The sequence below is a fragment of the Rhizobium rhizoryzae genome, assembly GCF_011046895.1.
GTDB lineage: Bacteria > Pseudomonadota > Alphaproteobacteria > Rhizobiales > Rhizobiaceae > Neorhizobium > Neorhizobium rhizoryzae.
Window position 1 is genome coordinate 324,111 of the sequence record NZ_CP049249.1, and the last position, 22,525, is coordinate 346,635.

Sequence of the window (22,525 nt, forward strand, 5' to 3'; positions counted from 1 at the left end):
TGTGATAAATCTTCGCTTTCCATCTAGATGAAACAAAGGAAAGCGAAGCGAAAATGCTGCTCACCCCCCGTCAGGAAGAGATCGTGGCATTGGCCAAGACGGCAGGCCGTGTTTCCGTGGAGGATCTCGCAGCGCGTTTCTCGGTCACGCCTCAAACCATTCGCAAGGATCTGAACGATCTCTGCGATGCTCGCGCGCTCACACGGGTCCACGGCGGCGCCATTTTTCCGAGCGGCAACGAAAACGTCGAATACGAAGCCCGAAGGGCAATCGCGTCAGGAGCAAAGCAGGATATCGGACGCGCTGCCGCCGCGCTCATTCCGGACAATTCGTCCCTGTTCATCAATATCGGCACTACCACCGAGGCGGTGGGCGAGGCGCTCACCGAACGCAACGGCCTCATGGTCATTACGAATAACATCAATGTCGCCAATCGCTTGCGGATTTTTCCGCAGATCGAGGTAGTCATTGCAGGCGGCGTCGTTCGCGGCTCTGACGGCGGCATTGTGGGCGAGGCCGCGGTTGACTTCATTCGCCAATTCAAGGTCGATTTCGCCGTCATCGGCGTGTCTGCAATCGATGAAGATGGCGCACTTCTCGATTTCGATTTTCGCGAAGTGAAAGTTGCTCAGGCCATCATTGCCAATGCACGTCATGTGATCCTGGTATCGGATGCAACGAAGTTCGAGCGGACAGCGCCGGTGCGCATAGGGCATCTATCCCAGGTTCACACGTTCATAACGGATCAATGTCCGTTGGAGAGAATCCGTACAATCTGCCTGGAGAACGACGTTCGGCTCATTGAAACCACAGGATAAGCAACTTTCGGAACTAGTTCGCTTAATCTTCGTTTGACATTCGTTTTGGATGCGATTTTAATATTGATGTTTTCGCATGTGCGAACAACAAATCTTGGAGACGGGTTGTGAGCGAAGTTCTGGATCTTTTCGTCATCGGTGGTGGCATCAACGGCTGCGGCATTGCACGCGACGCGGCCGGACGCGGCTATTCCGTTGGACTTGCCGAGATGAACGACTTCGCGTCCGGAACTTCCTCTGGCGCAACCAAGCTCATTCACGGCGGTCTGCGTTACCTCGAACATTATGAATTTCGTCTGGTGCGCGAAGCGCTGATGGAGCGGGAAGTCTTGTGGGCCATGGCGCCGCACGTCATCTGGCCCTTGCGTTTCGTGCTGCCCTATCAGAAGGGCGGCGTGCGTCCGGCCTGGCTCATCCGGCTCGGTCTTTTCCTGTATGATCACCTTGGTGGTCGAAAGCTCCTGCCTGCAACGAAGACGCTGGACCTGAAGAAGGATGAGGCCGGCAAGGCGCTGAAGCCGATTTTTGGACGCGCTTTCGAGTATTCCGATGGCTGGGTCGATGATGCCCGGATGGTGGTGCTGAACGCACGCGACGCCGCCAATCGTGGCGCCCGCATCTTCAACCGTGCGAAGGTGGTTTCGGCGCGCCGCGACGGCGGCATCTGGAATGTTACGCTGCGACATGCCGAAACCGGCGAGACCTCATCCATCCAGGCGCGCATGTTGGTCAACGCTGCGGGGCCTTGGGTCGATCAGGTTCTGAACGGTGTAATGGGCAAGAACAATGCGCACAATGTTCGCCTTGTGCAGGGCTCCCACATCATCGTCCGCAAGAAATTCAACCATTCTCGCGCCTACTTCTTCCAGAATCCGGATAATCGCATCTTCTTCGCGATCCCTTACGAGGGCGAGTTCACGCTGATCGGGACGACAGATCGCGACTACAAGGAAGATCCGAAGGACGTTCGTATTAGTGCGGAAGAAATCACGTATCTGTGCAACGCGGCCAGTGAGTATTTCGCCGAGCCGGTCCGTCCATCGGATATCGTCTGGAGCTATTCTGCTGTTCGCCCGCTGTTCGACGATGGCGCATCGAAGGCGCAGGAGGCAACACGCGATTACGTGCTGAAAATCGAGGGCGAAGGTACAGATGCTCCGCTGCTTAACGTCTTCGGCGGCAAGCTAACGACCTATCGACGTCTGGCAGAACATGCACTTGAAAAGATCGGCGAGAAGATCGGACTGAAGGGCCCGGCCTGGACCGCGGGCAGCAGGCTTCCCGGCGCTGATTTTCCGGTCGATGGATACGAAGCGCAGGTTCGGCAGCTTCGCTCCCGCTTTCCGTTCCTGGAGAAGATCCATGCGGAACGTCTGGTTCGATGCTACGGCACCGATGCAGGTAACATTGTTGGTCTTGCCGGTGTGCCGGCTGACCTTGGTCGCCATTTCGGCGGTTCGCTCTATGAATGCGAAGTACGTTGGCTCATCGAAAAGGAATGGGCGCGAACCGCGGAAGACGTTCTGTGGCGGCGCACGAAGCAGGGCCTTTTCCTGACGCCGGAACAGGTTGCGGACCTTGAGACCTACATGATCGAAAAATGCGGCAGACTTCAATAAGGCCGCCGTCTCCGCATTGGGCGGCGCATATCAATCAGCATGCTTGAGTCCTTCATGATTGGTCGCTAAACCGATCCTCCAAACGGGAGACGATCATGAAGGCCATGTATTTCGAAAAGTTCGGGCAAACACCGGAAATCCGTAATGTGCCGGACCCGGAGCCGACATTCGGAGGCGTGGTCTTGCAGGTCGCGGCAACCGGTCTGTGCCGCAGCGACTGGCATGGGTGGAAGGGCCATGACTCCGATATTAACCTGCCGCATGTTCCGGGCCACGAACTGGCGGGTAAGGTCGTGGCGACCGGCAAGGGCGTCATGCGCTTCAAGGTGGGTGACCGCGTGACAGTGCCATTCGTCTCAGGCTGTGGCCATTGCGCGGAATGCCATTCCGGCAATCAGCAGGTTTGCCCAAGCCAGTTCCAGCCCGGTTTTACGCATTGGGGTTCCTTCGCTGAGCTCGTCGGAATCGACTACGCCGATACCAATCTCGTACACCTGCCTGAAGAAGTCGATGATGCAACGGCGGCGAGCCTCGGCTGCCGCTTTGCCACGTCTTTTCGTGCCGTTGTGGATCAGGCCCGCACCGGACCCGGGGACTGGGTTGCCGTCCACGGCTGCGGCGGTGTTGGATTGTCTGCCATCATGATAGCAGCGGCTCTGGGTGCCAACCCGATCGCTATCGATCTCTCGGAAGAAAAGCTGGAAGCAGCGCGCCAGTGCGGCGCTGTTGCCTGCATCAATGCCGCAAATGTACCGGATGTTGTCGAAGCGGTGCGTGAGATCACCAAGGGTGGCGCACATGTGTCCATCGACGCCTTGGGCCATCCAACCACCTGCTTCAATTCCATCAAGAACCTCCGCCGTCGAGGCCGCCACGTTCAGGTTGGTCTCATGGTGGATGATTATGCGACGCCGAAGATCCCCATGGCGCAGGTGATCGGCCACGAGTTGGAGATCTACGGCAGCCATGGCATGCAGGCCTGGCGCTACGATGCGATGATGGCCATGATCCTGTCAGGCAAGGTCAAGCCGCAGCAGATGATTTCGAGACGGATCAGCCTCGAAGAGGCCATTCCGGAACTGATCACGCTCGATCAGGCCAAGGGCACCGGTATCAGTGTCATTACGCGGTTTTGACTGATCTCAGGTTCAACCGCTGAACCAGTTTGAGAAATGCGTCGACAGCCGCCTCCAGATCGCGGCTGTTGTCGATATCGTGAACCGGCAGATGACAGGGGACGCAGAGATCTGAGCCTCGTTTCAAGCGCTGTGCAATCTGCTCGGCATCCTCTCGTCCGCGAGATGCGAGCCGTTGAGCGATCACATCCGGGTCGGCTGTGATGTTGACCACGATTGTATTGGTAAAGCATCCGGCAAATAGAGGCAGGGCGGCGCGAGAACCGTTGACGATAACCGTCTGACCCGCATTGTAGGCTTCCGCGGCGGAGCGCAGAATTCCGTAGGACAGGCCGTGTGCTTGCCAATGGACGGCAAATGCGTCTGCGGCTGAGAGCCTTTCGAACTCGGAAACGGTTACGGCCTCATGGTCTTCACCGCCCGTATCCGCCGGTCTTGTGATCACGCGTCGTACGAAATGAACGCGTGCGTCCGCATGCAAGCGGTCTCGAAGAGCATTGATCAGGCTATCCTTGCCAACGCCACTTGGACCAACGACTGCCAGCAAAGCGCCGGCCGTGTTCGCGCCACTCAAAACCATCAGGCTACCCGCTTTCCTTCACGCCATACAGACCGCACCACCGGTACGCCTTCGTGTCTGCGAACCCGCACGAGGTCTGAACGCAACCCTTCGGCAATTCGACCGCGATCATCAAGCCCAACCGTGCGTGCTGGCGTAGATGTTACCATGGCAAGCGCCTGCGGCAGAGAAATCGTTTCAATTTCATCGGCCAGAATGAACGGGGCGTGAAGCAGGCTGAGCGGTACGTAATCGGAAGACAGAACGTCCAGTACGCCAAGATGCGCCAATTCCTTGGCTGCAATATTGCCGGAATGGGATTTGCCGCGCACGATGTTCGGTGCCCCCATCAACACGCTCATGCCAGCCTTGTGCGATGCTTCGGCTGCCTCAAGGCTGGTCGGAAACTCCGCAAGGCGTACGCCGTGTTCAATTGCCTCGTCCACATGGTCCAGCGTCGTATCGTCGTGGCTCGCAATGGTTATGCCGCGTTCACGGCACTGTTCGACGAGTGCCAGGCGATGCGGCGCTGCGTAACGCTCTGACAGAGCAACCCGTCGCGCCACAAACTCCGCAAACTCCGCATCGGTCAGACCGCGCTTTGATTTGTAATAGAGGATGTATTGATCCATTGACTGGAACTGGCGCTGTCCGGGCGCGTGATCCATCAGCGAGACGAGGCGCACGAAATCGTCTTCTGCAAAATCTGCGAAGTGCTCCAGAACATTGTTGGAGGATACCTCGCAACGCAGGTGAAACAGATGGTCGGCGCGCAGGCGCTCATCTTTCTGGGCCTGCTGAATGGCTGTTGCGAGTTCGCGCATTTCGCCCTGCTCGAAGCCGCCGTCTTCATCGGAGCCCATGCGCAGGCAGTCGAACACGGTCGTAATTCCGGATGTCACCACTTGTGCATCATGCGCCTGAATGGCTGACGTCGTATGCCAGCGAACGCCGGGACGGGGCGAATAATGCGTTTCAAGATGGTCCGTGTGCAGCTCCACTAGGCCGGGGATCAGATAGTCACCTTCCAGATCTTCCCCGATCTGGCTTGGCTGGTCGTCGATTTCAAGGATTTTCCCATCCCGGACGCGAAGAGAGCCGTTCAGGACGCGATCTTCGAGAACGATACGGGCGTTGGTGAAAACGGTTTCAGACATGAATTTGACCTTGCATGGGCTGCTTGCGCAGGGTGATTGCGTGTGGCTCGCTTAATGGCGTGCCGTGCCGATGAGCCGGGATCGCAGCGCGTTCGAGATGCCATCGAAGATGAAAACGACGAGGAGGATGAGAAGCACCATGTAGCAAACGTTCTCCCAGTTGGAGTTCGTGCGCATGGCCTCCCAGAGTTTCAAACCGATCCCGCCTGCGCCGACAGCGCCGATGATGGTGGCCGAGCGTGTGTTCGACTCCCAGAAATACAGCGCTTGCGATGCAAAGATCGGCAGAACCTGCGGCACGACACCATAACGCTGGATGGCGAGCGGTGAGGCACCAACCGACTTCACGCCCTCGCGCTGCTTGTCATCCAGGTTCTCCAGCGCCTCGGCATAGAGTTTCCCGAGCGTGCCCGTATCGGTGAAGAAAATGGCCGAGATACCGGCCAGAGGTCCGGGACCGAAGGCGCGGGTGAAGAACAGCGCCCAGATCAGCATGTCCACCGACCTCAGGAAGTCGAACAGCCGCTTGGTGAACTGGTTCAACGGTCGGTTGCGGGTAATATTTCGGGCCGCGATGAAGGCAAGCGGGAAGGAAAGCAGCGTGGCCAGCACCGTGCCGACAAAAGCCATGACCAGCGTTTGCAGCAGCTTGCTCCACACGTCCAGATGCTGCCAGGACGGGTTATAGAGAATATCGTTCCAGGCGAGCGAAAGGTTGCTTTGGCTCGCATCAATGCGCGGGCCGCTTGTCACAAGGGTAAGGATCTCACCGGGAGACTTGCCGAAGAAGGCGGAGTTGATGTCGAAGAAAAAGTTGGCCCAGCCAAAGAAGCGGTTGTGAATGCGCACACGGTCTGCAGACACTTCCGCCCAGCCGACGAAGCCGAAATAGGCATAGGCGCGACCACCGGCCATCCGCTGCTCCACCCACGTGGGCAGCGGCGCCTGTGCTGTCACTGTGCCGGCGGCATTATCCAGCTTCAGTTCCACGGTTTCGCTGCCGTGCGTCAGAACGACGGTCTGATGATCCACCACGATCTTGGCACTGCGACCAAGGTCGATGCTGGACTTGACGATGGCTGTTTCCGTGACCGGAGCTTTCGCGATGGTCGTGGTGCTGGTTGCTGCTTCGGCCTTTGGCGCGTTTGCCATGAAGTTGAAGGCAGGTACCGCAGGTGCAGGTGCAGGTGCAGGTGCGGGGGCTGATGCGGAAGGAGCCTCCGGCTGCGCACTCGCAACGGGCTGTCGGGTCACGGTTGCCGTTTCGGATTTGATCCAGTCCGGGTTCGGGTTCGGCCCGATGGGATCGAACCGCGAATAGGAGATGGTGATGGCACCATCACGATCTATGTTGAGCTCCGGGCGGATTTCGTAGGAAACCCAGTCCGCGAGATAATTGCCCGCAATGCTGTAGTTGGCACTTCCCAGAACCTTGCCGATGGAGAAAAACCACCAGCAGAACATGAAGTAGACAATCAGGCCCGTGGCAAGCAGCGGCGCACGATAGGTCTTCCAGGTGCTCTGCGTCAGAAGGTGCTCGTGGCGGGCCGCCAGACGTTCGTATTCGGGTGTCGAAAGCAGGGTCATGGCGGTCACGCACTCATCTGGAAAGATTGCTCGCCCACCAGCTTCTTGCGCAGCCAGGCGGAAAACTGGTCCACAGCAATCACGGTGAGGAGAAGAAGAATGATCATGGCGATGGTTTTCGCCGCATCGCCCCGGCTGATCGAAAGTCGCAGAGCCTCACCGATACCACCGCCGCCGACAGCGCCGATGATGGTGGAGGCGCGCACGTTGATCTCGAGGCGAAGAAGAATGTAGCTGGAAAAGTTCGGCATCACCTGCGGAACCATGCCAAACCACAGCCGCTCAAGCCAGCTGCCGCCGACGGCACGCAGACCCTCATCCGGCTTCATGTCAGCGTTTTCGACGACTTCGAAGAACAGCTTGCCCAGGGCACCGATCGTGTGGACGGAGATGGCGACGATGCCCGGAATGGGGCCGATGGAGAAGATCGCCAGAATGAAACCGGCAATAACGACTTCCGGAAATGCACGCAGAACCTCCATGAAACGGCGTACCGGCCAACGCAGCCAGCGGCTTGGCGTCATGTTGCGTGCAGCCAGAAAGCAGAGGCAGAAGCCGCCCAGTGCGCCGATGATGGTGGAGAAGATGGCAATGTTGACCGTCTCCAGCATGCGGTAGAAATATTCCGGAATATAAAAGCTGTCGGTCAGGTAGTGACGGCCATCGGGATAGTCGTATTTCAGGCTTCCGTCATCGTAAGGGGAGGGCAGGTCGAACATGGCGCGGAAGATTTCCATACCGTCGCGAGGAACGAAGACCTGCAGAAAATCGAACAGATGCGGAAGACGATCAAAGAATTTGCCGGAATTGGCATCGTTGGCATACCAGAGCGAACCCGAAAGAGCGAGCAACAGGGCAAGGCTGCCGAGTACCGTATAGGTCCGGCGGCGGCCGTTCAGCTCGCGCCAATGCTGCTCGACGAGCTGACCGCTTTGGGAAAGCACAGGACCGGACATTTTGCTGCTGTTCATGATCTGGCTCATCTTGCGCGAAAAGGGAACGGCGGCCTCGACCAGTGAGGCCGCCGCCTGGTTGGCTGGCTGATCAGCCGCCGATGGTGGCTTTGCGGGCGTCGATGATCGGCTTGTAGAAGTCGACGTTTACTTCGGCATAGCCCTTGAACGCCCCGCCCTGGATGGCGGAGAAGCAGGCTGCGTCCTTCTTCGGCAGGTCCATCATGAAGGCAGTGATCTTCTTCTTCATGTCCGGCGTGATCGAGCTGCGAACAACGATCGGGCCATTCGGGATCAGCGGCGACTTCCAGAGCTCGACGAGGTCATCCATGTTCAGGATGCCCTTTTCCACCATTTTGCGCAGGTTGCCGGAAGTGTAGCCGTCCTTGAAATTGCCAACGCCAGAACCAAAGGTCGTGCCGGCATCGAAATTGCCTTTCAGCACTTCGAGAACTAGGTTTTCATGACCGCCGCCAAAGCCGGTGGAACCCACATACTGCTTCACGGGGACGTTGCCGATGGCAGCAGGCAGTGTGACGGTCGGGATCAGGTAGCCGGAGGTGGAGTCCGGATCGGCAAAGCCCAGCTTCTTGCCCTTGATGTCGGTGACCTTGGTCATGCCGCTATCCTTGCGAGCAACCATGATCGAGTAATAGCCCATCGCACCATCGGTCTGAACCGTCGTGAAGATTGGCTCCACGGCCTTCGGATCTGCGAGATAGGCCTTGGCATAGCCAGCAGCACCAAGCTCTGCATAGTCCAGCGTACCGCCAAGCAGGCCCTGGATGACGCCGTCATAGTCCGCTGCCGGGAAGAGCGAGACCTTCTCGAAACCGAATTCCTTCTTCAGGTGATCGACAAGGCACTGGTTGTTGCGCAGGCGGTCTGCTTCATTCTCGCCGCCGATGAGGCCAATGCGGAATTCCTTCATGTCTGCGGCAGATGCACCACCCACCAGCGAAAGAAGCGCTGCGGCGGCAAGGAGGGTTTTCTTCAACATGGTTCGATCCCCTGTAACGGATGGATTGGTGGGATGTGAAAGCACTTGCCCTTGACGCGGGCCGTCGATCGTTGCGGATTACGCAGTGCCCGTGGCCCAGCGTATCTGCCCCGCAGATGTCTTCGTGCTGCTGCTTGCAGCACCGGGAAGAGAGATGGAGCTCGAGGTCATGGCCTCGTCGATGCCGCCCTGTTCGGAGCCATAGATGCGGCGTACGGCATCGGCATCCAGTTCGTTCGGTGTGCCGTCAAACACGACCTTGCCCTTTGCCATGCCAATGATGCGTTCGCAGTAGTTGCGCGCCGTATCCAGCGTGTGGAGGTTGGTAATGACAGTAATGCCTTCGCGTTCGTTGATTTCGCGCAGGGCATCCATCACGATCTTGGCATTCAGCGGATCGAGTGAGGCGATCGGCTCATCGGCCAGAACCATTTTCGGTGCCTGCATCAGGGCGCGGGCAATGGCAACGCGTTGCTGCTGGCCGCCGGAAAGAGTGCCTGCCGGCTGCAGTGCGGTCTGTTCTATCCCCAACCGCTCAAGCGCCGCAATTGCCATCAATCGCTCTTCACGGGTAAAAAGGCCAAGCACGCTGAGCGCGGTGGAGCGATGGTTCAGTCGACCCAGCAACACATTCGTCAGAACATCCAGACGCGGCACCAGATTGAACTGCTGGAAGATCATGGCGCAGTCGCGATGCCAGCGCCGTAGTGCTGGACCTGTCAACGTGGATACTTCCATTTCGCCGAAGCGGATGCTGCCCTCGGAAGGATCGACCAATCGGTTGATCATGCGCAGCAAGGTGGATTTGCCAGCCCCCGAACGCCCGATGATGCCGACCATCTGGCCCGATGGGATATCCAGGCTAACCCTGTCCACGGCGGTATTGGTGCCGAATTTTCGTGTCAGGTTTTCCAGCTGAAAGCGCATGGTTTGTCCTTCGTCCTTCATTGACGCCAGAGTAACGGATCGAAAAGCGGGAACCGGTTTTCGGGGAATTCGAGCCGTTGCCTCGCTCATTCCCCTGCTCAGCTCGCACCATCCGGTGATCTCGAGCCAAGCCATACTGCGCTAATGTAAAGTGCCGATGTCCGTTTTGTGTAAGAAATGTAAAATCTGCTAACGCGCAGATTTTACTTGCTTTCATGCGTATTTTTGCAGGAATGCGTCAGCTTCCAGACTGCGGAAATCGTCCAAAGCTTCGAACAAGCGGTCATGGCTCCAGTCCCACCAGGCAAGGCGCTCCATCCGCTCCGCTACGTCAGCCGGAAAGCGCTCGCGGATCAGCTTTGCGGGCACGCCGCCGACCACGGTATAGGGGGCCACGTCTTTCGAAATGACCGCGCCTGCGCCAACCACGGCACCATTGCCAATTTTCACGCCAGCCAGCAGCGTTGCACCGTGACCGATCCAGGTGTCGTGGCCAATCACCACCCGGTTAGCGCGGCGCGCAGCGAAGAAATCTTCTTCATCCTCAGCCTGTCCCGGCCAGTAGTTGCCGGCGCGATAGGTGAAGTGGTGGAGTGTAGCCCGCTCCATGGGGTGATGCGTGGCATTCATGCGTACGAAGGCGGCGATATTGGAGAACTTGCCGATCTCCACATTCCAGAGATGGCCGTGCTCCATGATGTAGGAATAATCGCCAATCGCGCAGTCGCGAATGCGGCAGAACTCGGCTACTTCTGTATAGCGACCGAAAGTCGTGTTTTCGACTTTCGCCGTCTCATGAATGCTTGGCGCTTCGCTCAATACGCGGCTCATGCGGCGACCTTTCGGGGCGAAAATTGTGAGACATCCAGAATGCGGTCTGCGACGGCTTCACGCACTTCCTCATCATGGAAGATGCCGAGCAGCGCGACACCCTGATCCTTCTTGGCGCGGATCATATCCACCACGATGGCGCGATTGGCGGCATCCAGCGAAGCCGTCGGCTCATCCAGAAGCAGAACCCGATGATCTGTAATGAAGCCGCGGGCTATGTTGACACGCTGCTGCTCCCCGCCGGAAAAGGTGGCAGGTGGCAGCTGCCAAAGATCCTTTGGCAGGTTCAGGCGAGCGAGCAAAGCTTCCGCCCGTTCGCGGGCTTCCGACACAGATGTGCCACACGCAACCAGCGGTTCAGCCACCACATCAAGAGCGGAGACACGGGGAACCGTGCGCAGAAACTGGCTGACATAGCCCAGTACATCCCGGCGGGTTTGCAGCACCACACGCGGTTCGGCAGAGGCCAGATCGATGATCTGCTCCCCGTTGCGAACGAGGATCTGGCCTGTATCGACCGCATAGTTGCCGTAGAGCATTTTGAGGATTGAGCTTTTGCCGATACCGGACGGGCCGCCCAGCACGACGCATTCACCTGCCGCCAGCGAGAAACTGACATTGGAAACGACCGGCAGGCGCAAGCCGCCACGCAGATGCATGGTGAAGCTTTTCGAAACGTCGGAGACGATGAGGGGAGTGGTCACGACAAAGCTCCTAAACCTGAAGGATCGAAGATACGAGAAGCTGGGTGTAGGGTTCGCGCGGGTCATCCAGCACACGGTCCGTCAGGCCCTGCTCGATCACTCGTCCACCCTTCATCACCATCATGCGATGGGACAGAAGACGGGCTACGGCCAGATCATGCGTCACGACAATGACGGCTAGACCAAGATCGCTGACCAGCCCCCGCACCAGATCGAGCAAACGCGCCTGCACCGATACGTCCAGACCGCCGGTCGGCTCATCCATGAAGACGAGACGTGGCGAGGTCACGAGGTTGCGGGCGATCTGCAACCGCTGGCGCATGCCGCCGGAAAAGGCACGCGGCTGGTCGTCTATGCGGTCTTGTGCGATTTCAACCCGTTCCAGCCAGTCGGTCGCCGTACTGCGGATATTGCCGTAATGACGATTGCCGACAGCCATCAGCCGTTCGCCCACATTGGCACCGGCGGACACCGTCATCCGCAGACCATCTGCCGGGTTCTGGTGTACGAAGCCCCAGTCCGTTCGCATCAGAAAGCGGCGCTCGGCATCGCTCATCTGGTAGAGATCGCGCAGATTGCCGTCCCGCATGCGATACTGCACGCAGCCGGTCGTCGGCATCAATCGCGTTGCGAGGCAATTCAGCAGTGTTGTCTTGCCGGAACCGGATTCTCCGACAATGGCGAGCACTTCGCCGGGCCAGAGATCGAAGCTCACATCCGTGCAGCCGATGCGGCTTCCGTAGAATTTGGAAACGCCACGCACATTCAGAAGAGGTTGATCGCTCATTCCGCTGCCTCCTTCATTTCGGCCAGCATCTCGCCGCGATGGCCCTCTTCCCGGCGGGTTTCGCAAAAATCGGTGTCGGAGCAGACGAACATGCGGCCGCCCCTGTCATCCAGAACCACCTCATCGAGATAGACGTGGCGCGCACCGCAGAGCGCACAGGGCTTTTCGAAGGTTTGCACTTCGAAGGGGTGATCCTCGAAATCGAGGCTCACGACATCGGTATAGGGCGGTACGGCATAGATGCGCTTTTCGCGTCCGGCACCGAACAACTGAAGGGCTGCCGACTGGTTCATCTTCGGATTATCGAATTTCGGCGTCGGCGAGGGGTCCATGACATAGCGTCCGGCAACCTTCACCGGATAAGCATAGGTCGTGGCGATCCGTCCATGGCGGGCGATATCTTCATACAGCTTGACGTGCATCAGGCCGTATTCTTCCAGCGCATGCATCTGCCGTGTTTCGGTTTCGCGCGGCTCGAGAAATCGCAAGGGTTCGGGGATCGGCACCTGATAGACCAGCACCTGGCTCTCGCCGAGGGTTTCCTCCGGAATGCGGTGGCGGGTCTGGATGATCGTTGCTTCCGACGTTTTCGTGGTCACCGCAACATTGGCGACCTTCTGGAAGAAGGCGCGAATGGAGACGGCGTTCGTGGTGTCGTCAGCGCCCTGATCGATGACTTTGAGCACATCATGCGGCCCCAGAATGGCGGCGGTCACCTGCACGCCGCCGGTTCCCCAGCCGTAGGGCATGGGCATTTCGCGGCTTGCGAACGGCACCTGATAGCCGGGAATGGCAATGGCCTTCAGGATGGCCCGACGGATCATCCGCTTGGTCTGCTCATCCAGATAGGCAAAGTTATAGTCTGCCAGCGCAGTCATTCGGCGGCCTCCTGATGATGCTGAGATTGGGCGTGCTTGGTGCGCATACGGCGCACAAGATCCAGTTCGGCCTGGAAATCCACGTAATGCGGCAGTTTCAGGTGCTCCACGAAGCCGGTTGCCTGCACGTTGTCGCAGTGGGAAATGACAAATTCCTCGTCCTGCGCCGGGGCAATAACATCTTCGCCAAACTCTTGCGTTCTGAGCGCCCGGTCCACCAGCGACATGGACATGGCCTTGCGTTCGCTCTGGCCGAAGACGAGGCCATAGCCGCGGGTGAACTGCGGCGGTGCCTTGGCGGAACCCTTGAACTGGTTCACCATCTGGCATTCCGTCACGCGGATTGCACCGAGAGAAACGGCAAAGCCCAGTTCCGGCACATCCAGTTCAACCTCCACCAGACCGATGCGGATTTCCCCGACGAAGGGATGCGTGCGGCCATAACCGCGCTGTGTGGAATAACCCAGAGCCAGCAGAAAGCCCTCGTCACCGCGTGCCAGTGCCTGAAGGCGCAAGTCGCGCGGCATCGGAAATTCCATCGGCTCGCGGGTCAGGTCACCGGCGATGTGCTCTGATGGAAGCTCGCCATCCGCTTCGATCAGACCTTCGCCCGCCAGAATTTCACTGACACGCATGACCGGCTCATCCGCGTCGGACCTGCCAACGGGCGCTTCAACGGGCGTATCGTGAAGCAGATCAGGGTCCAGCAGACGGTGCGTATAGTCAAAAGTTGGCCCCAAAAGCTGGCCGCCCGGCAGATCCTTGTAGGTGGCGGAAACGCGCCGCTCGATCTGCATCCTGGCGGTATTGATCGGCTCTGATGTACCGAAGCGCGGCAGCGTGGTGCGATAGGCCCGCAGCAGAAAGATTGCCTCGATCAGGTCGCCTCGGGATTGCTTCACAGCCAATGCTGCAAGTGAACGGTCATAGAGCGATGCTTCCGCCATGACGCGATCGACCGAGAGCGCCAGCTGCTCGGCAATCTGCTCGATGGTGATGGCTGGAAGATCGCGATTGCCCCGGCGGCGGTCGGCCAGAAGTTGATGGGCGTTGGCGATGGCGGTTTCCCCACCTTTGACGGCAACATACATGGTTCAGACCTCCAGAGCCTTGATCGTGACCGTACGTGGCAGGCCGATCAGACGGTTGCCGCAGGTCAGGATCAGGTCAATGCCGCGTGGAAACAGCGCGCGGTTGGCGCGCCATTGATCGAGAAAAGTGGCAGGCAGTCCGACCGACGAAATCTCGTTCGCGCCCTTGATGCCGGGGCCGGAGAGCGAAAGCCGTGCGCCGCCCTCGAGGCTGGCAACTTCGAGAACAATCGTCGTAGAGCGGTCGGGATAATCCTGCGTGCCCTGAGAAAACTGGCTGAACGCAGGCAGGGGGCTGCTCTTGTCGAAGAAGGCGAAGGCGGAGGTGGATTTGTCACTCGTGACCTTGGCTCCGGCATGAAAGCCGAGCCAGCCGGGAACGGCACCTTGAGCCAGTGCTGCAGACAGATAGACCGGCGTATCATAATCACAGAGCGTCAGCATCAGGGCTGCAGACGCGGCGCTGAGGCCTTTCGGCGGGGTCAGCGGGCAGCCTATTTGCTGGACGGTACTGGGACGCGCCAGTGCATCCATGGCTGCGCGAAAACTGCTTTGGGCGTCGAAAACCGGATCTGCAAATCCGGGAAGAAGAGTTGCTGTTGCGACCATCAGTCTTCGCCTCTCACCATTGTAAAGAATTCGACCTTCGTGGCCGCCGTTTGCTGGCTGCGGGTGCGGGCTTCCGCTTCAGCACGCTGTTCGATCGGGCTCAGAAGCGTGCTCTCGATATGCTGGCGGTACTCGTCGCTTTGCCAAAGAGCGTGCAGAACAGCACCCAGCTCAGCGGCAGCTTTGTCCGTGCCCAGGCGATAGCTATGGCCAACCACGCCTGCAGCCGTCTCGATTGAGGCACGGCAAACGCCTGCCTCGCCCAGATTGAACGGGTCGCCGCCACCGCCGATACGACCCTTGACCATGACGAGGCCAACTTCTGGTCCACGGATTTTTCGGAATTGCGGCTTGGCCGAAAGGCCGTCCCAGACTTGCTTCAAAGTCTGATGGTCGGCGCGGGCCAGCAGCGCCAGAGCGCGCTTGGCATCCAACTGACCGGAGGAATGAGTTTCTGCGGTTTCGATCACAGCGCTTGACTCCACTTGTCTAGTTATCTAGACATCTAGACAACTGATGAGAGTTTTAGAACCTGTGCGTGACACGCATATGACAGGGGTGGGCATGTTGCAGCGTCAGAAGGGGGTCGCCATCTGGCGGCAGATCGCGGATCGTATTCGCACAAACGTCTCTGCAGGCCTTTACGACCAGGCGGGCACTTTGCCGTCTGAAATGCAATTGGCGACGGAATTTGGCGTCAACCGCCACACCGTCCGCGCAGCGATTGCGGCGCTATCAGACGAGGGCTTGTTGCTGGTGGAAAAGGGGAAGGGCACCCGCATTGCCCGCAAAGACCGCTTCGATTTTCCCATTAGTCCGCGCACGCGCTTCACGGCAGGTCTGGCGGATCAGGCACAGCAATTCAGCGGCGAACTCCTGCGGGAATGCATGGAACAAGCGGATGCCGAAGTGGCGACCTATCTCGGCTTATCGGTCGGTGCGGATGTCTGCCGGCTGGAAACGCGTCGTAGCGCTGACGGCCAGGCGGTGGGCCGCGCCATCACGTGGCTTCCAGGTCAGCGTTTCGCTGGCTTTGCTGAAGCTTTCAGGCGCAAACAGTCGATAACCAAAGCATTTTTGGATTTTGGCGTGACAGATTATCTACGCAAATCGACCGAGGTTTCCGCCGTCCATGCCGATCAGGAGGATCTCGATATTCTGGGGCTTACGCCGGGCGCCATCATGCTGGTGACCCGATCCCTGAACACGGATCTCGCCGATCAGCCGATCCAGTATTCCATCACCCGTTTTCCGGCGGATCGTGTTCAGTTCAGCATCCGATTCTGAAAGTCTAGAAACCGGTTACTTCCATTCGTAGATACGCTTGCCGTTATAGGGACGGTCAGCGATCAGCATTTCCGGCGCATCGATGGACTTTGCATAGGCCAGTGCATCAGCTTCGTCGTTGAAGCCGATGAATACCATGACCATGGATTGAGCCTTGGGACTGCCCTTCTTGCGATAGGAAATTCTGACAGCGCAGTGCGGAAACTCGTCACTGAGTCGAAGTGTATCCGAGGCTTTGTCCGTCAGCGCCAGAAACTGGCCAAGCGAGAAAAAGCGGCTCACTGCATTGAAGGCCGTTTCCTTCGAAATCTTCTGGTTCGAAGCGCTGCCCTTGGGGCGACCGTAAAACAGGCTGTCCGTCAAACCTTTGCGCCGCTTGCTTTCATAAACGATCAGGCTTCCAGCAGCCGCCAGTTCGATGTGCACATCAAATGTCTGCAAATCATCCGCTGAAACATCGACTTGCCCCAGCAAAGATTGAAGGTCTGCGATGTAATCGGCGTAGAAGGCAGGTGTCATAGTCCAAGCGGCCCGTTTTGTTCTAGAAGCGAGCCGCTCCTATCATGGCATCCTTCAGCAGGATACGTGAAAATCACATCATGCGCCGTGGCTGCGGTCATAACCGTTGACGGCCGGACTCTTCCATCCGGCTGGTGCCTCGCGTGGGCGGTAGATTTCAACGATCATCGGGTAGCAGGCGGCAGTATCCGACGAATGCTCAGACGAGCAATCGCCTCCGGGACAGGCTGACATGCATCCGAGAAGATCGATCTCTGCAAAAAATTCCAGATAGTCTCCCGGACGAACCGGGCTCGCCTTCATGAAATACTGGCCCGTATCGCGGGTGAAGCCGGTGCACATGAAAACGTTCAGAACGTCATGGACGTGGGGTTCCGCCTCCGGCAGGGTAAGGCCGGTTTTCTGCGCCAGAGCACGCGTCAGGTTGGAATGGCAGCAGTGGTGATACTGCCCGCCGTGGCTGAGCAGATTATGTGTATAAGGGTCGCAACGCGTTCCGATCACATCATGCACGGAACCGCCGAATTCATCGAAGCCATACCAGTCCAGCGTATCGTAGGTAATGGTTGCGATCGGCCGCAGATAGGGGAAGCTTGAGAAAAGCTGATCGCCGACGCCGACATGCGTGCCGTTCAGAGCGCGTGTCTTCCCGCTATAGAATCGCTCGGAAAGATCATGCAGATTGAAAAGGTTGAGATCGCCAACCTGCGGCCCTTCCGTGCATAGCATGCGGCAGAAATGACCGGCCGGAACTTCCCACGTCCGGGCCTCACGCGGGGGGATGACAACCGTTTCAATGAGTTCGAGGTCACCGCGGAGTGCCTGGTAGGCGCTTATATTCGGGCGGGGAAGCGTATCTGTCGGATAGCAGACGACCGGTTTGACCGATTTGCGCTGGAGTGCGTCGGTTGGCGCTGGGTGGGCTGCCTTTGGCTTCACGAATGTCTTCCTCTTGGTCATGGGGATGCGCGGTCGTACGGCGCAGCACGGACGTTTGAGGATACATTAGGCAGCTATCACATCTTCCTGCAAGGCAACTTCTCGTCCATCCTCGATCTGCACACCGTCCAGGTTAGAGACAATGTCCTGGGCGACCTTTGCGCCGATTTCTGCCGAAGACACAATGCCTTGAACGAAAGGCCGGTCATGCATCAAGTAGGGAAGGGCTGCCAGATAGACGCGCTTTCGCAGTGACGACGGCGAGATCAGAGCAAACCGGTCATCGACCTCCGGAATGTCCTGATCATCTTCGACCAGGATTTTTCGCAGGCTTGGAAACTTGAAGTCCTCCGTCCGCAACGCTTTCTGTCCTCGTGCGTCGATAAAGACATTGAACACATGAGAGTCTTCGCCAGAACGAATTGTTGTCGTCGTCTGCGATCGGATCAACTCGTAATCATCATCCAAAGTCACAACATCAAGAATATTCGCTTCCCTCAGGGCAAGCAGGCGCCGGATCGAGGTCGCAGGAACCGCGGCATAATTGTCGCTGAAGACGCGTTTCAAGCCGCGTTCAAAACGTGAGAGATCGCTATCTGGGAAAAACGGCACCAGTTTTTCAACTTGCTCATGCATGCGCAGGATGGCGTATCGCCATTCTATCGTCCGCTTTGCGGCCTTGTTTCGCTCTACCTCTGCCAGATTTTTCCTCGCATAGGCAAATGCGTCTCCTCCCATGCGTTCCGCGAAATAGGCTTCAGGGAAGCTGTCTGCATCGAGATCGGTCAGATTGACCCGCGCTGCATAGGCCGGATCGGCGAGAGTGATCTCCTTGGCGAACAGATCAAAAATGGCATCCAGTACGTTCGGCTTCGACGTACAGGCCATGAGCGAGCATTCTGTCATGATTGTCGTCGAAACATACGGAATTGGACAGTAGAAGTCGGCTTCGGGGAGGATGCCGTTGCGCGACATGAAGCTTACCTTCAGATCTTGTTCGTCGGTACGATAGGTCAATTCTCCCTGATCGCCTTCAACGAACTCTCCGTGCTGTGCAACCACTGCCAGGCAGGCGTCGATTGCGCTGAGCGAGGTGCCCATGATGCCGATACGAGCGGCGGGAACATCTGCCGAAAGCAGGCCGCACCAGGGGTTTGGATAATAGGATGAGCTTGCCTTGTCTTCCCCGAAATCATGCCCGGTCGCCACGATCACCCGGTCGAAACCCTCATCCACGCCACCGTCAGATCTTTCGATCCGGAGGCGACCAGCCTTTTCCGCTATGTCGACGATGGTCGTCTTCTCGTTAAGCCTCACCACATAACCACGCTGTTCTGCCTGCTGCTGCAAGGTCAGGAGTTGGTCGTGATAGTAGCAACCGATGAGCAGGCGCGGCGTGAACAGTCTCTCGTTCAGATCCTCCTGCTCGATTCCGAAATCGGAGAGAATTCGGGGCGGACAGGATTTCAGCCAGTCGAGATAGCTGACCCCATTAAGAACCGGGATCTCGATACTGGCGATGTTTGCCAGCATGAGACGGCTGGCGCCCTGACGCGAATAGGGTGTGCCAGCGCCCGCCCATTCACCTTCGTCATAGATGGTGATGTCCATGGGAGTGTCGGCGTGAACAAGTTCGGAGAATGTGTAAAGTCCAGTCGGTCCAAGGCCAACAATCGCAATTTTCACGGTACACGTCCTGAGCAAGCTGGTTTGTTGCTCAAGAATGCGTTGAAGAGGAAGAAGTTCCGGTGAGGTCAGATCGGGTTGCGCTCGAGTTCGGCTGCAATCGCATCGTCTACGGGTGTTTCATAAGTCATGAGAATGCCGCCCAGCACGATGTAGAAGCCGACTGTCGCAATCAGATCGAAAACCGCCTCCTGACCTATTGTATGCGCCAGTTCGCGCTCGAGTTCAGGAGGGATGTAATGCTGGTCGAATATTGCATCGACCGCGCGCACGATCAGTCCATCCTCTCCGTCGGGCATGGCGGCGATTGCGCGAATCCGCTCATTGGTGAATCCAAGCTGGCGTGCACGGCTGACGTGATGGGCCCATTCATAGTGGGAACCGAGGCGGTGACCCGTGCGAAGAATGACCACTTCTGAACGCTGAGGCCCCAGCGCACTGTCCTTTACCAGATGTTGGCGCAGAGGTGCCCAGGCCCGCAGAAGGGCGGGATTGTGTGCCATGGTTCTGTAGACGTTCAATTGTCCGGCAAAGCCTGAACGCAAGTCTTCAATCGGCTCGGGCCACTGGTCATCGCCAAGTGGTGGACATGGTGAAAGCGTCATCCGTTCCCTCCTCCTTCCTGTGCCAGCCTGCTCAAACGGGCGGCAAAGCGAAGCGTTTCCCTGGGCAATTGCGCCGACGGGAAGCAGCCCCAAAAATCGCAACATCAGCAACTCAAAATGGACTTTACAAATGATATAAAGTGATAACAATAGGGATTAATGAAAAGCCGATCCGTTGGGGATAAGCCCGAATGGGCAATGATGCGGACGGCGCATGAAATGCAGGAGGCCCAAATGGAATTGTCGTCGCTCACCGCTCGTCAACTGTATGAGCAGGCCAAGGCCAACCCTACGCGCAAGCGGTTCGGATTTGGAAAAAAGCCGATGCTGATCAACATAGATCTGCAATGCGCCTATACCAGCCTCGGCGAATTCGTAACGGCCTATGAGACTGATCCCAAGCAGCTGGACTATGTGAATACACTTTCCGGTCTGGCGCGGGAAAAGGGTTTGCCTGTCACCTGGACTTATGTGGCCTATATGGAATCCGGTGAGGATTGCGGCGTGTGGGGCACCCGGACAAATACGCCGGACTCTCTGCAGAACATCAAGGTTGGCTCGCGTCGCGCAGAGTTCGATCCGCGTCTGAAGATCGACCATGTGAAAGACATCATCATCAATAAGCGCATGGCCTCGCCCTTCCATGAAACCAATCTGCAATCGCTGATGGTTTGGCACCAGTGTGACACGGTGGTGCTGACGGGTGGCTCAACATCTGGCTGCGTGCGTGCTTGCGTGGTGGATTCCATTTCCCGTGGCTATCGCGTTATCGTTCCGGAAGAATGCGTGGCCGACAAGCATGAAAGCCCGCACTTCGCCAACCTTTATGATATCGCGATCAAATACGGCGACGTGATCCCGGTAGCGGATGCCATTGCCTGGTACGAGGCCTATCAGCCGGAGGCGCGCTGATATGTCTGCCGAACCGATGAAATCCGATCTTGGCCTCTACGATTATCTTCCGTGGCCAAACCGCCCGAAGATCGTCTGGCCTGGTAACAAAAAGATCGCGGTGTGGATCGCCCCGAACATCGAATTCTACGAGTATAACCCTCCGAACAATCCGACCCGCACGCCGTGGGCGCGACCAAACCCGGATGTGTTGCAGTATTCGCACCGCGACTATGGCAACCGTGCGGGCTGGCAGCGGATGATGGCAGCGATGGATCGCGCTGGTTTCCGCGGGTCCGTTTCTCTGAACGTTGCGCTCTGCGATCACCATCCGGAGATTATCAAGGCCTGCGCCGATCGCGGCTGGGAGTTTTTCTCCCACGGCATCTACAACACCCGCTATGTCTACAATCTCGATATTGAGCAAGAGCGGGAAATCATCCGCGATGCTTTCGATACGGTGCGCAAGCATACGGGGCAGGAACTGGCGGGCTGGCTTTCGCCGGCGCTTTCCAACAATTTCTGGACCATGGATATCCTGTCAGAGGCGGGCATTCAGTACACCTGCGACATGTTCCACGATGACCAGCCGATGCCGGTCAAGGTGAAGTCTGGCAAGTTGATCTCAATGCCCTATTCGCTCGAGATGAATGACGTGATCGTCTATAATACGCAAAAGGTCACGCCGCGCCACTATGGCGAAATCATCAAACGGCAGTTCGACCAGCTTTACAAGGAAGGTGATGAGAGCGGCACCGTCATGTGCATTCCGTTGCATCCTTATCTCGTTGGTCAGCCGCATCGTATCGACGCCTTTGCCGAAGCTATTGAATATATCGCAGGTCACGACGGTGTCTGGCAGACGACGGGTCGCGAGATTGCAGCCGCCTATCACTCCACCGGGGCCTATGACGCGATGAGCGCGGCGATTGCTGCGCATAATAACGGGAAGGAGACACGCTGATGTCGATGCCCGAGGATTATCTGAAATATCCTGAGCGCCACTATGGCATGGATCACGACCGCTACGACTGGAGCGACCTGTTTCAGCGTGCTCCGATCGTTTGGCCAAACGGCGCGCGCATTGCGCTTTCCATCGTCACGCATGTGCAGCACTTTCCACTCGATATGCCCTCGAAGCCGTTCAAGGCTCCGGGCGCACTTTCGATGCCCTATCCGGATTTTCGCTATTACACCAACCGCGATTATGGCAATCGCGTCGGCATCTTCCGCATTCTGAGGCTGCTGGGCGAGAAGGGATTGAAGGCAAGCTTTGCCGTCAATGGCATTATCGCCAATCGCTATCCGGCGCTGCTGGACGCAGTGGTTGAAGGCGGGCACGAGGTGGTCGCCCACGGACTCGATATGGGCAAGGTGCACCATTCCGGTCTGTCCGAAGAGGACGAAAACGCCATCATCGCCGAAGCGCTTGGCCTGTTGCGGCAAGCCAGCGGCCAGAAGGTTGAAGGCTGGCTTTCTCCGGGCCGCGCGCAAGGGTTCAATACGCCGGATCTCCTGGCGAAGAACGGCGTGACCTATGGCCTCGATTGGGCGAACGACGATCTGCCTTACGAGATGCGTACGAAGAACGGCGTGCTGATTGCCATGCCCATGGCCTATGAGACCGACGACCGGGTGGTCGCGGATGAATACTTCCAGTCCGAAGCGGATTGGGTTCAGCAGGTCAAGGATCGCTTTGATGTGCTCTATCGCGAAAGCGCTGATTATGGCGGTCGCGTGATGAGCCTGCCGATCCACAGTTGGGTTTCCGGCATGCCATACCGCGTCGAATATCTGCGGGAAGTGCTTGATTACATTCTTTCGCACGAGGGCGTGTGGAACGCGCCGGCTGGCGAAATCTGTGCCGCTTTCATGAAGGCTGGTCAGCCAGCCTGACCGCTCAGGCGCGGGTGGCAACGCCCAGTCTGGAGCTACGATAAAG

The 22,525-nt window shown here is 57.9% G+C and carries 24 protein-coding genes; 7 read left to right on the top strand and 17 right to left on the bottom strand.

Translation table 11 applies throughout. The annotated features are described in order from the left end of the window. Positions 1-53: 53 nt before the first annotated feature. From G6N80_RS02310 to G6N80_RS02320, 3 genes are all read left to right on the top strand, one after another. Positions 54-818, top strand: coding sequence for a DeoR/GlpR family DNA-binding transcription regulator (locus G6N80_RS02310; RefSeq protein WP_165131003.1), 765 nt, complete (start codon positions 54-56; stop codon positions 816-818). A 107-nt stretch (positions 819-925) separates the two neighbouring features. Further along, the gene (glpD, locus tag G6N80_RS02315) at positions 926-2,437 is read left to right on the top strand and encodes a glycerol-3-phosphate dehydrogenase (protein ID WP_165131005.1); all 1,512 of its coding nucleotides are present in this window, start codon (positions 926-928) and stop codon (positions 2,435-2,437) included. Positions 2,438-2,532: 95 nt separating this feature from the next. Beyond that, positions 2,533-3,573, top strand: coding sequence for a zinc-dependent alcohol dehydrogenase family protein (locus G6N80_RS02320; RefSeq protein WP_165131007.1), 1,041 nt, complete (start codon positions 2,533-2,535; stop codon positions 3,571-3,573). Here G6N80_RS02320 and phnN read toward each other — a convergent pair. The 13 genes from phnN to phnG all read right to left on the bottom strand — a co-directional run bounded on the left by phnN (position 3,560) and on the right by phnG (position 15,126). After that, positions 3,560-4,153 (bottom strand): phosphonate metabolism protein/1,5-bisphosphokinase (PRPP-forming) PhnN, encoded by a 594-nt coding sequence (phnN, locus tag G6N80_RS02325; protein ID WP_165131009.1) that lies wholly within the window; start codon positions 4,151-4,153, stop codon positions 3,560-3,562. The two genes, G6N80_RS02320 and phnN, sit on opposite strands and share 14 nt — an antisense overlap. Further along, complete coding sequence (locus G6N80_RS02330; protein WP_062556702.1) at positions 4,153-5,289, bottom strand: alpha-D-ribose 1-methylphosphonate 5-triphosphate diphosphatase; 1,137 nt, start codon at positions 5,287-5,289, stop codon at positions 4,153-4,155. Before G6N80_RS02330 ends, phnN begins: the two co-directional genes overlap by 1 nt. 51 nt (positions 5,290-5,340) lie before the next feature. Then, positions 5,341-6,885 (bottom strand): phosphonate ABC transporter, permease protein PhnE, encoded by a 1,545-nt coding sequence (gene phnE, locus G6N80_RS02335; RefSeq protein WP_425503871.1) that lies wholly within the window; start codon positions 6,883-6,885, stop codon positions 5,341-5,343. After that, the gene (gene phnE / locus G6N80_RS02340; RefSeq protein ID WP_062556700.1) at positions 6,882-7,847 is read right to left on the bottom strand and encodes a phosphonate ABC transporter, permease protein PhnE; all 966 of its coding nucleotides are present in this window, start codon (positions 7,845-7,847) and stop codon (positions 6,882-6,884) included. The genes phnE (G6N80_RS02335) and phnE (G6N80_RS02340) overlap by 4 nt, the downstream gene beginning before the upstream one ends. A gap of 73 nt (positions 7,848-7,920) precedes the next feature. Continuing rightward, a complete protein-coding gene (phnD, locus tag G6N80_RS02345; protein WP_062556699.1) occupies positions 7,921-8,829 on the bottom strand; it encodes a phosphonate ABC transporter substrate-binding protein in 909 nt (302 codons plus the stop codon). A 78-nt stretch (positions 8,830-8,907) separates the two neighbouring features. Continuing rightward, positions 8,908-9,756, bottom strand: coding sequence for a phosphonate ABC transporter ATP-binding protein (phnC, locus tag G6N80_RS02350; RefSeq protein WP_165131011.1), 849 nt, complete (start codon positions 9,754-9,756; stop codon positions 8,908-8,910). 213 nt (positions 9,757-9,969) lie between these two features. Beyond that, positions 9,970-10,587 (bottom strand): DapH/DapD/GlmU-related protein, encoded by a 618-nt coding sequence (locus G6N80_RS02355; protein WP_165131013.1) that lies wholly within the window; start codon positions 10,585-10,587, stop codon positions 9,970-9,972. Next, positions 10,584-11,291 carry a phosphonate C-P lyase system protein PhnL gene (phnL, locus tag G6N80_RS02360; protein ID WP_165131015.1) on the bottom strand — a complete coding sequence of 236 codons (708 nt, stop codon included), beginning with the start codon at positions 11,289-11,291 and terminating at the stop codon, positions 10,584-10,586. The genes G6N80_RS02355 and phnL overlap by 4 nt, the downstream gene beginning before the upstream one ends. A 10-nt stretch (positions 11,292-11,301) precedes the next feature. Continuing rightward, positions 11,302-12,078: a phosphonate C-P lyase system protein PhnK gene (gene phnK / locus G6N80_RS02365; protein WP_062556696.1), complete on the bottom strand. Its 777-nt coding sequence runs from the start codon at positions 12,076-12,078 to the stop codon at positions 11,302-11,304. Continuing rightward, a complete protein-coding gene (locus tag G6N80_RS02370) occupies positions 12,075-12,956 on the bottom strand; it encodes an alpha-D-ribose 1-methylphosphonate 5-phosphate C-P-lyase PhnJ (RefSeq protein ID WP_165131017.1) in 882 nt (293 codons plus the stop codon). The genes phnK and G6N80_RS02370 overlap by 4 nt, the downstream gene beginning before the upstream one ends. Continuing rightward, positions 12,953-14,047, bottom strand: coding sequence for a carbon-phosphorus lyase complex subunit (locus G6N80_RS02375; protein ID WP_165131019.1), 1,095 nt, complete (start codon positions 14,045-14,047; stop codon positions 12,953-12,955). Before G6N80_RS02375 ends, G6N80_RS02370 begins: the two co-directional genes overlap by 4 nt. A gap of 3 nt (positions 14,048-14,050) precedes the next feature. Next, positions 14,051-14,656 (bottom strand): phosphonate C-P lyase system protein PhnH, encoded by a 606-nt coding sequence (gene phnH / locus G6N80_RS02380; protein WP_165131021.1) that lies wholly within the window; start codon positions 14,654-14,656, stop codon positions 14,051-14,053. Beyond that, positions 14,656-15,126, bottom strand: coding sequence for a phosphonate C-P lyase system protein PhnG (gene phnG / locus G6N80_RS02385; RefSeq protein WP_425503872.1), 471 nt, complete (start codon positions 15,124-15,126; stop codon positions 14,656-14,658). Before phnG ends, phnH begins: the two co-directional genes overlap by 1 nt. Before the next feature lie 79 nt (positions 15,127-15,205). On the opposite strand from phnG, the gene phnF reads away from it, so the two are divergent. Beyond that, a complete protein-coding gene (phnF, locus tag G6N80_RS02390) occupies positions 15,206-15,943 on the top strand; it encodes a phosphonate metabolism transcriptional regulator PhnF (protein WP_165132287.1) in 738 nt (245 codons plus the stop codon). 15 nt (positions 15,944-15,958) lie between these two features. On the opposite strand, the gene G6N80_RS02395 is transcribed toward phnF, so the two are convergent. The 4 genes from G6N80_RS02395 to G6N80_RS02410 all read right to left on the bottom strand — a co-directional run bounded on the left by G6N80_RS02395 (position 15,959) and on the right by G6N80_RS02410 (position 19,692). Next, a complete protein-coding gene (locus G6N80_RS02395; RefSeq protein ID WP_165130613.1) occupies positions 15,959-16,462 on the bottom strand; it encodes a hypothetical protein in 504 nt (167 codons plus the stop codon). A 78-nt stretch (positions 16,463-16,540) separates the two neighbouring features. After that, positions 16,541-17,422 carry an urea carboxylase-associated family protein gene (locus tag G6N80_RS02400; RefSeq protein WP_082547330.1) on the bottom strand — a complete coding sequence of 294 codons (882 nt, stop codon included), beginning with the start codon at positions 17,420-17,422 and terminating at the stop codon, positions 16,541-16,543. A 45-nt stretch (positions 17,423-17,467) separates the two neighbouring features. After that, positions 17,468-19,087 (bottom strand): FAD/NAD(P)-binding protein, encoded by a 1,620-nt coding sequence (locus tag G6N80_RS02405; protein WP_165131023.1) that lies wholly within the window; start codon positions 19,085-19,087, stop codon positions 17,468-17,470. A 68-nt stretch (positions 19,088-19,155) separates the two neighbouring features. Next, a complete protein-coding gene (locus G6N80_RS02410; protein ID WP_165131025.1) occupies positions 19,156-19,692 on the bottom strand; it encodes a carboxymuconolactone decarboxylase family protein in 537 nt (178 codons plus the stop codon). Between the two features lie 234 nt (positions 19,693-19,926). Here G6N80_RS02410 and G6N80_RS02415 point away from each other — a divergent pair, with 234 nt between their 5' ends. The 3 genes from G6N80_RS02415 to G6N80_RS02425 are packed head-to-tail and all read left to right on the top strand — an operon-like array spanning position 19,927 to position 22,479. After that, on the top strand, positions 19,927-20,604 hold the full coding sequence (locus G6N80_RS02415) for an isochorismatase family protein (RefSeq protein ID WP_062556914.1): 678 nt from the start codon (positions 19,927-19,929) through the stop codon (positions 20,602-20,604). 1 nt (position 20,605) lies between these two features. Then, entirely contained in the window at positions 20,606-21,547 is a 942-nt protein-coding gene (locus tag G6N80_RS02420; protein ID WP_200958478.1) for a polysaccharide deacetylase family protein, read from the top strand. Then, complete coding sequence (locus G6N80_RS02425; protein WP_082547328.1) at positions 21,547-22,479, top strand: polysaccharide deacetylase family protein; 933 nt, start codon at positions 21,547-21,549, stop codon at positions 22,477-22,479. Before G6N80_RS02420 ends, G6N80_RS02425 begins: the two co-directional genes overlap by 1 nt. Positions 22,480-22,525 lie beyond the last annotated feature (46 nt).

Excerpts from the sequence above, each read along its gene's own strand:
- G6N80_RS02310 (WP_165131003.1), top strand. The coding sequence starts at position 54 with ATGCTGCTCACCCCCCGTCAGGAAGAGATCGTGGCATTGGCCAAGACG.
- G6N80_RS02320 (WP_165131007.1), top strand. The coding sequence starts at position 2,533 with ATGAAGGCCATGTATTTCGAAAAGTTCGGGCAAACACCGGAAATCCGT.
- phnN (WP_165131009.1), bottom strand. The coding sequence starts at position 4,153 with ATGGTTTTGAGTGGCGCGAACACGGCCGGCGCTTTGCTGGCAGTCGTT.
- G6N80_RS02330 (WP_062556702.1), bottom strand. The coding sequence starts at position 5,289 with ATGTCTGAAACCGTTTTCACCAACGCCCGTATCGTTCTCGAAGATCGC.
- phnE (WP_062556700.1), bottom strand. The coding sequence starts at position 7,847 with ATGAACAGCAGCAAAATGTCCGGTCCTGTGCTTTCCCAAAGCGGTCAG.
- phnD (WP_062556699.1), bottom strand. The coding sequence starts at position 8,829 with ATGTTGAAGAAAACCCTCCTTGCCGCCGCAGCGCTTCTTTCGCTGGTG.
- phnC (WP_165131011.1), bottom strand. The coding sequence starts at position 9,756 with ATGCGCTTTCAGCTGGAAAACCTGACACGAAAATTCGGCACCAATACC.
- G6N80_RS02355 (WP_165131013.1), bottom strand. The coding sequence starts at position 10,587 with ATGAGCCGCGTATTGAGCGAAGCGCCAAGCATTCATGAGACGGCGAAA.
- phnK (WP_062556696.1), bottom strand. The coding sequence starts at position 12,078 with ATGAGCGATCAACCTCTTCTGAATGTGCGTGGCGTTTCCAAATTCTAC.
- G6N80_RS02370 (WP_165131017.1), bottom strand. The coding sequence starts at position 12,956 with ATGACTGCGCTGGCAGACTATAACTTTGCCTATCTGGATGAGCAGACC.
- G6N80_RS02375 (WP_165131019.1), bottom strand. The coding sequence starts at position 14,047 with ATGTATGTTGCCGTCAAAGGTGGGGAAACCGCCATCGCCAACGCCCAT.
- phnH (WP_165131021.1), bottom strand. The coding sequence starts at position 14,656 with ATGGTCGCAACAGCAACTCTTCTTCCCGGATTTGCAGATCCGGTTTTC.
- phnF (WP_165132287.1), top strand. The coding sequence starts at position 15,206 with ATGACAGGGGTGGGCATGTTGCAGCGTCAGAAGGGGGTCGCCATCTGG.
- G6N80_RS02395 (WP_165130613.1), bottom strand. The coding sequence starts at position 16,462 with ATGACACCTGCCTTCTACGCCGATTACATCGCAGACCTTCAATCTTTG.
- G6N80_RS02400 (WP_082547330.1), bottom strand. The coding sequence starts at position 17,422 with ATGACCAAGAGGAAGACATTCGTGAAGCCAAAGGCAGCCCACCCAGCG.
- G6N80_RS02410 (WP_165131025.1), bottom strand. The coding sequence starts at position 19,692 with ATGACGCTTTCACCATGTCCACCACTTGGCGATGACCAGTGGCCCGAG.
- G6N80_RS02415 (WP_062556914.1), top strand. The coding sequence starts at position 19,927 with ATGGAATTGTCGTCGCTCACCGCTCGTCAACTGTATGAGCAGGCCAAG.
- G6N80_RS02420 (WP_200958478.1), top strand. The coding sequence starts at position 20,606 with ATGTCTGCCGAACCGATGAAATCCGATCTTGGCCTCTACGATTATCTT.
- G6N80_RS02425 (WP_082547328.1), top strand. The coding sequence starts at position 21,547 with ATGTCGATGCCCGAGGATTATCTGAAATATCCTGAGCGCCACTATGGC.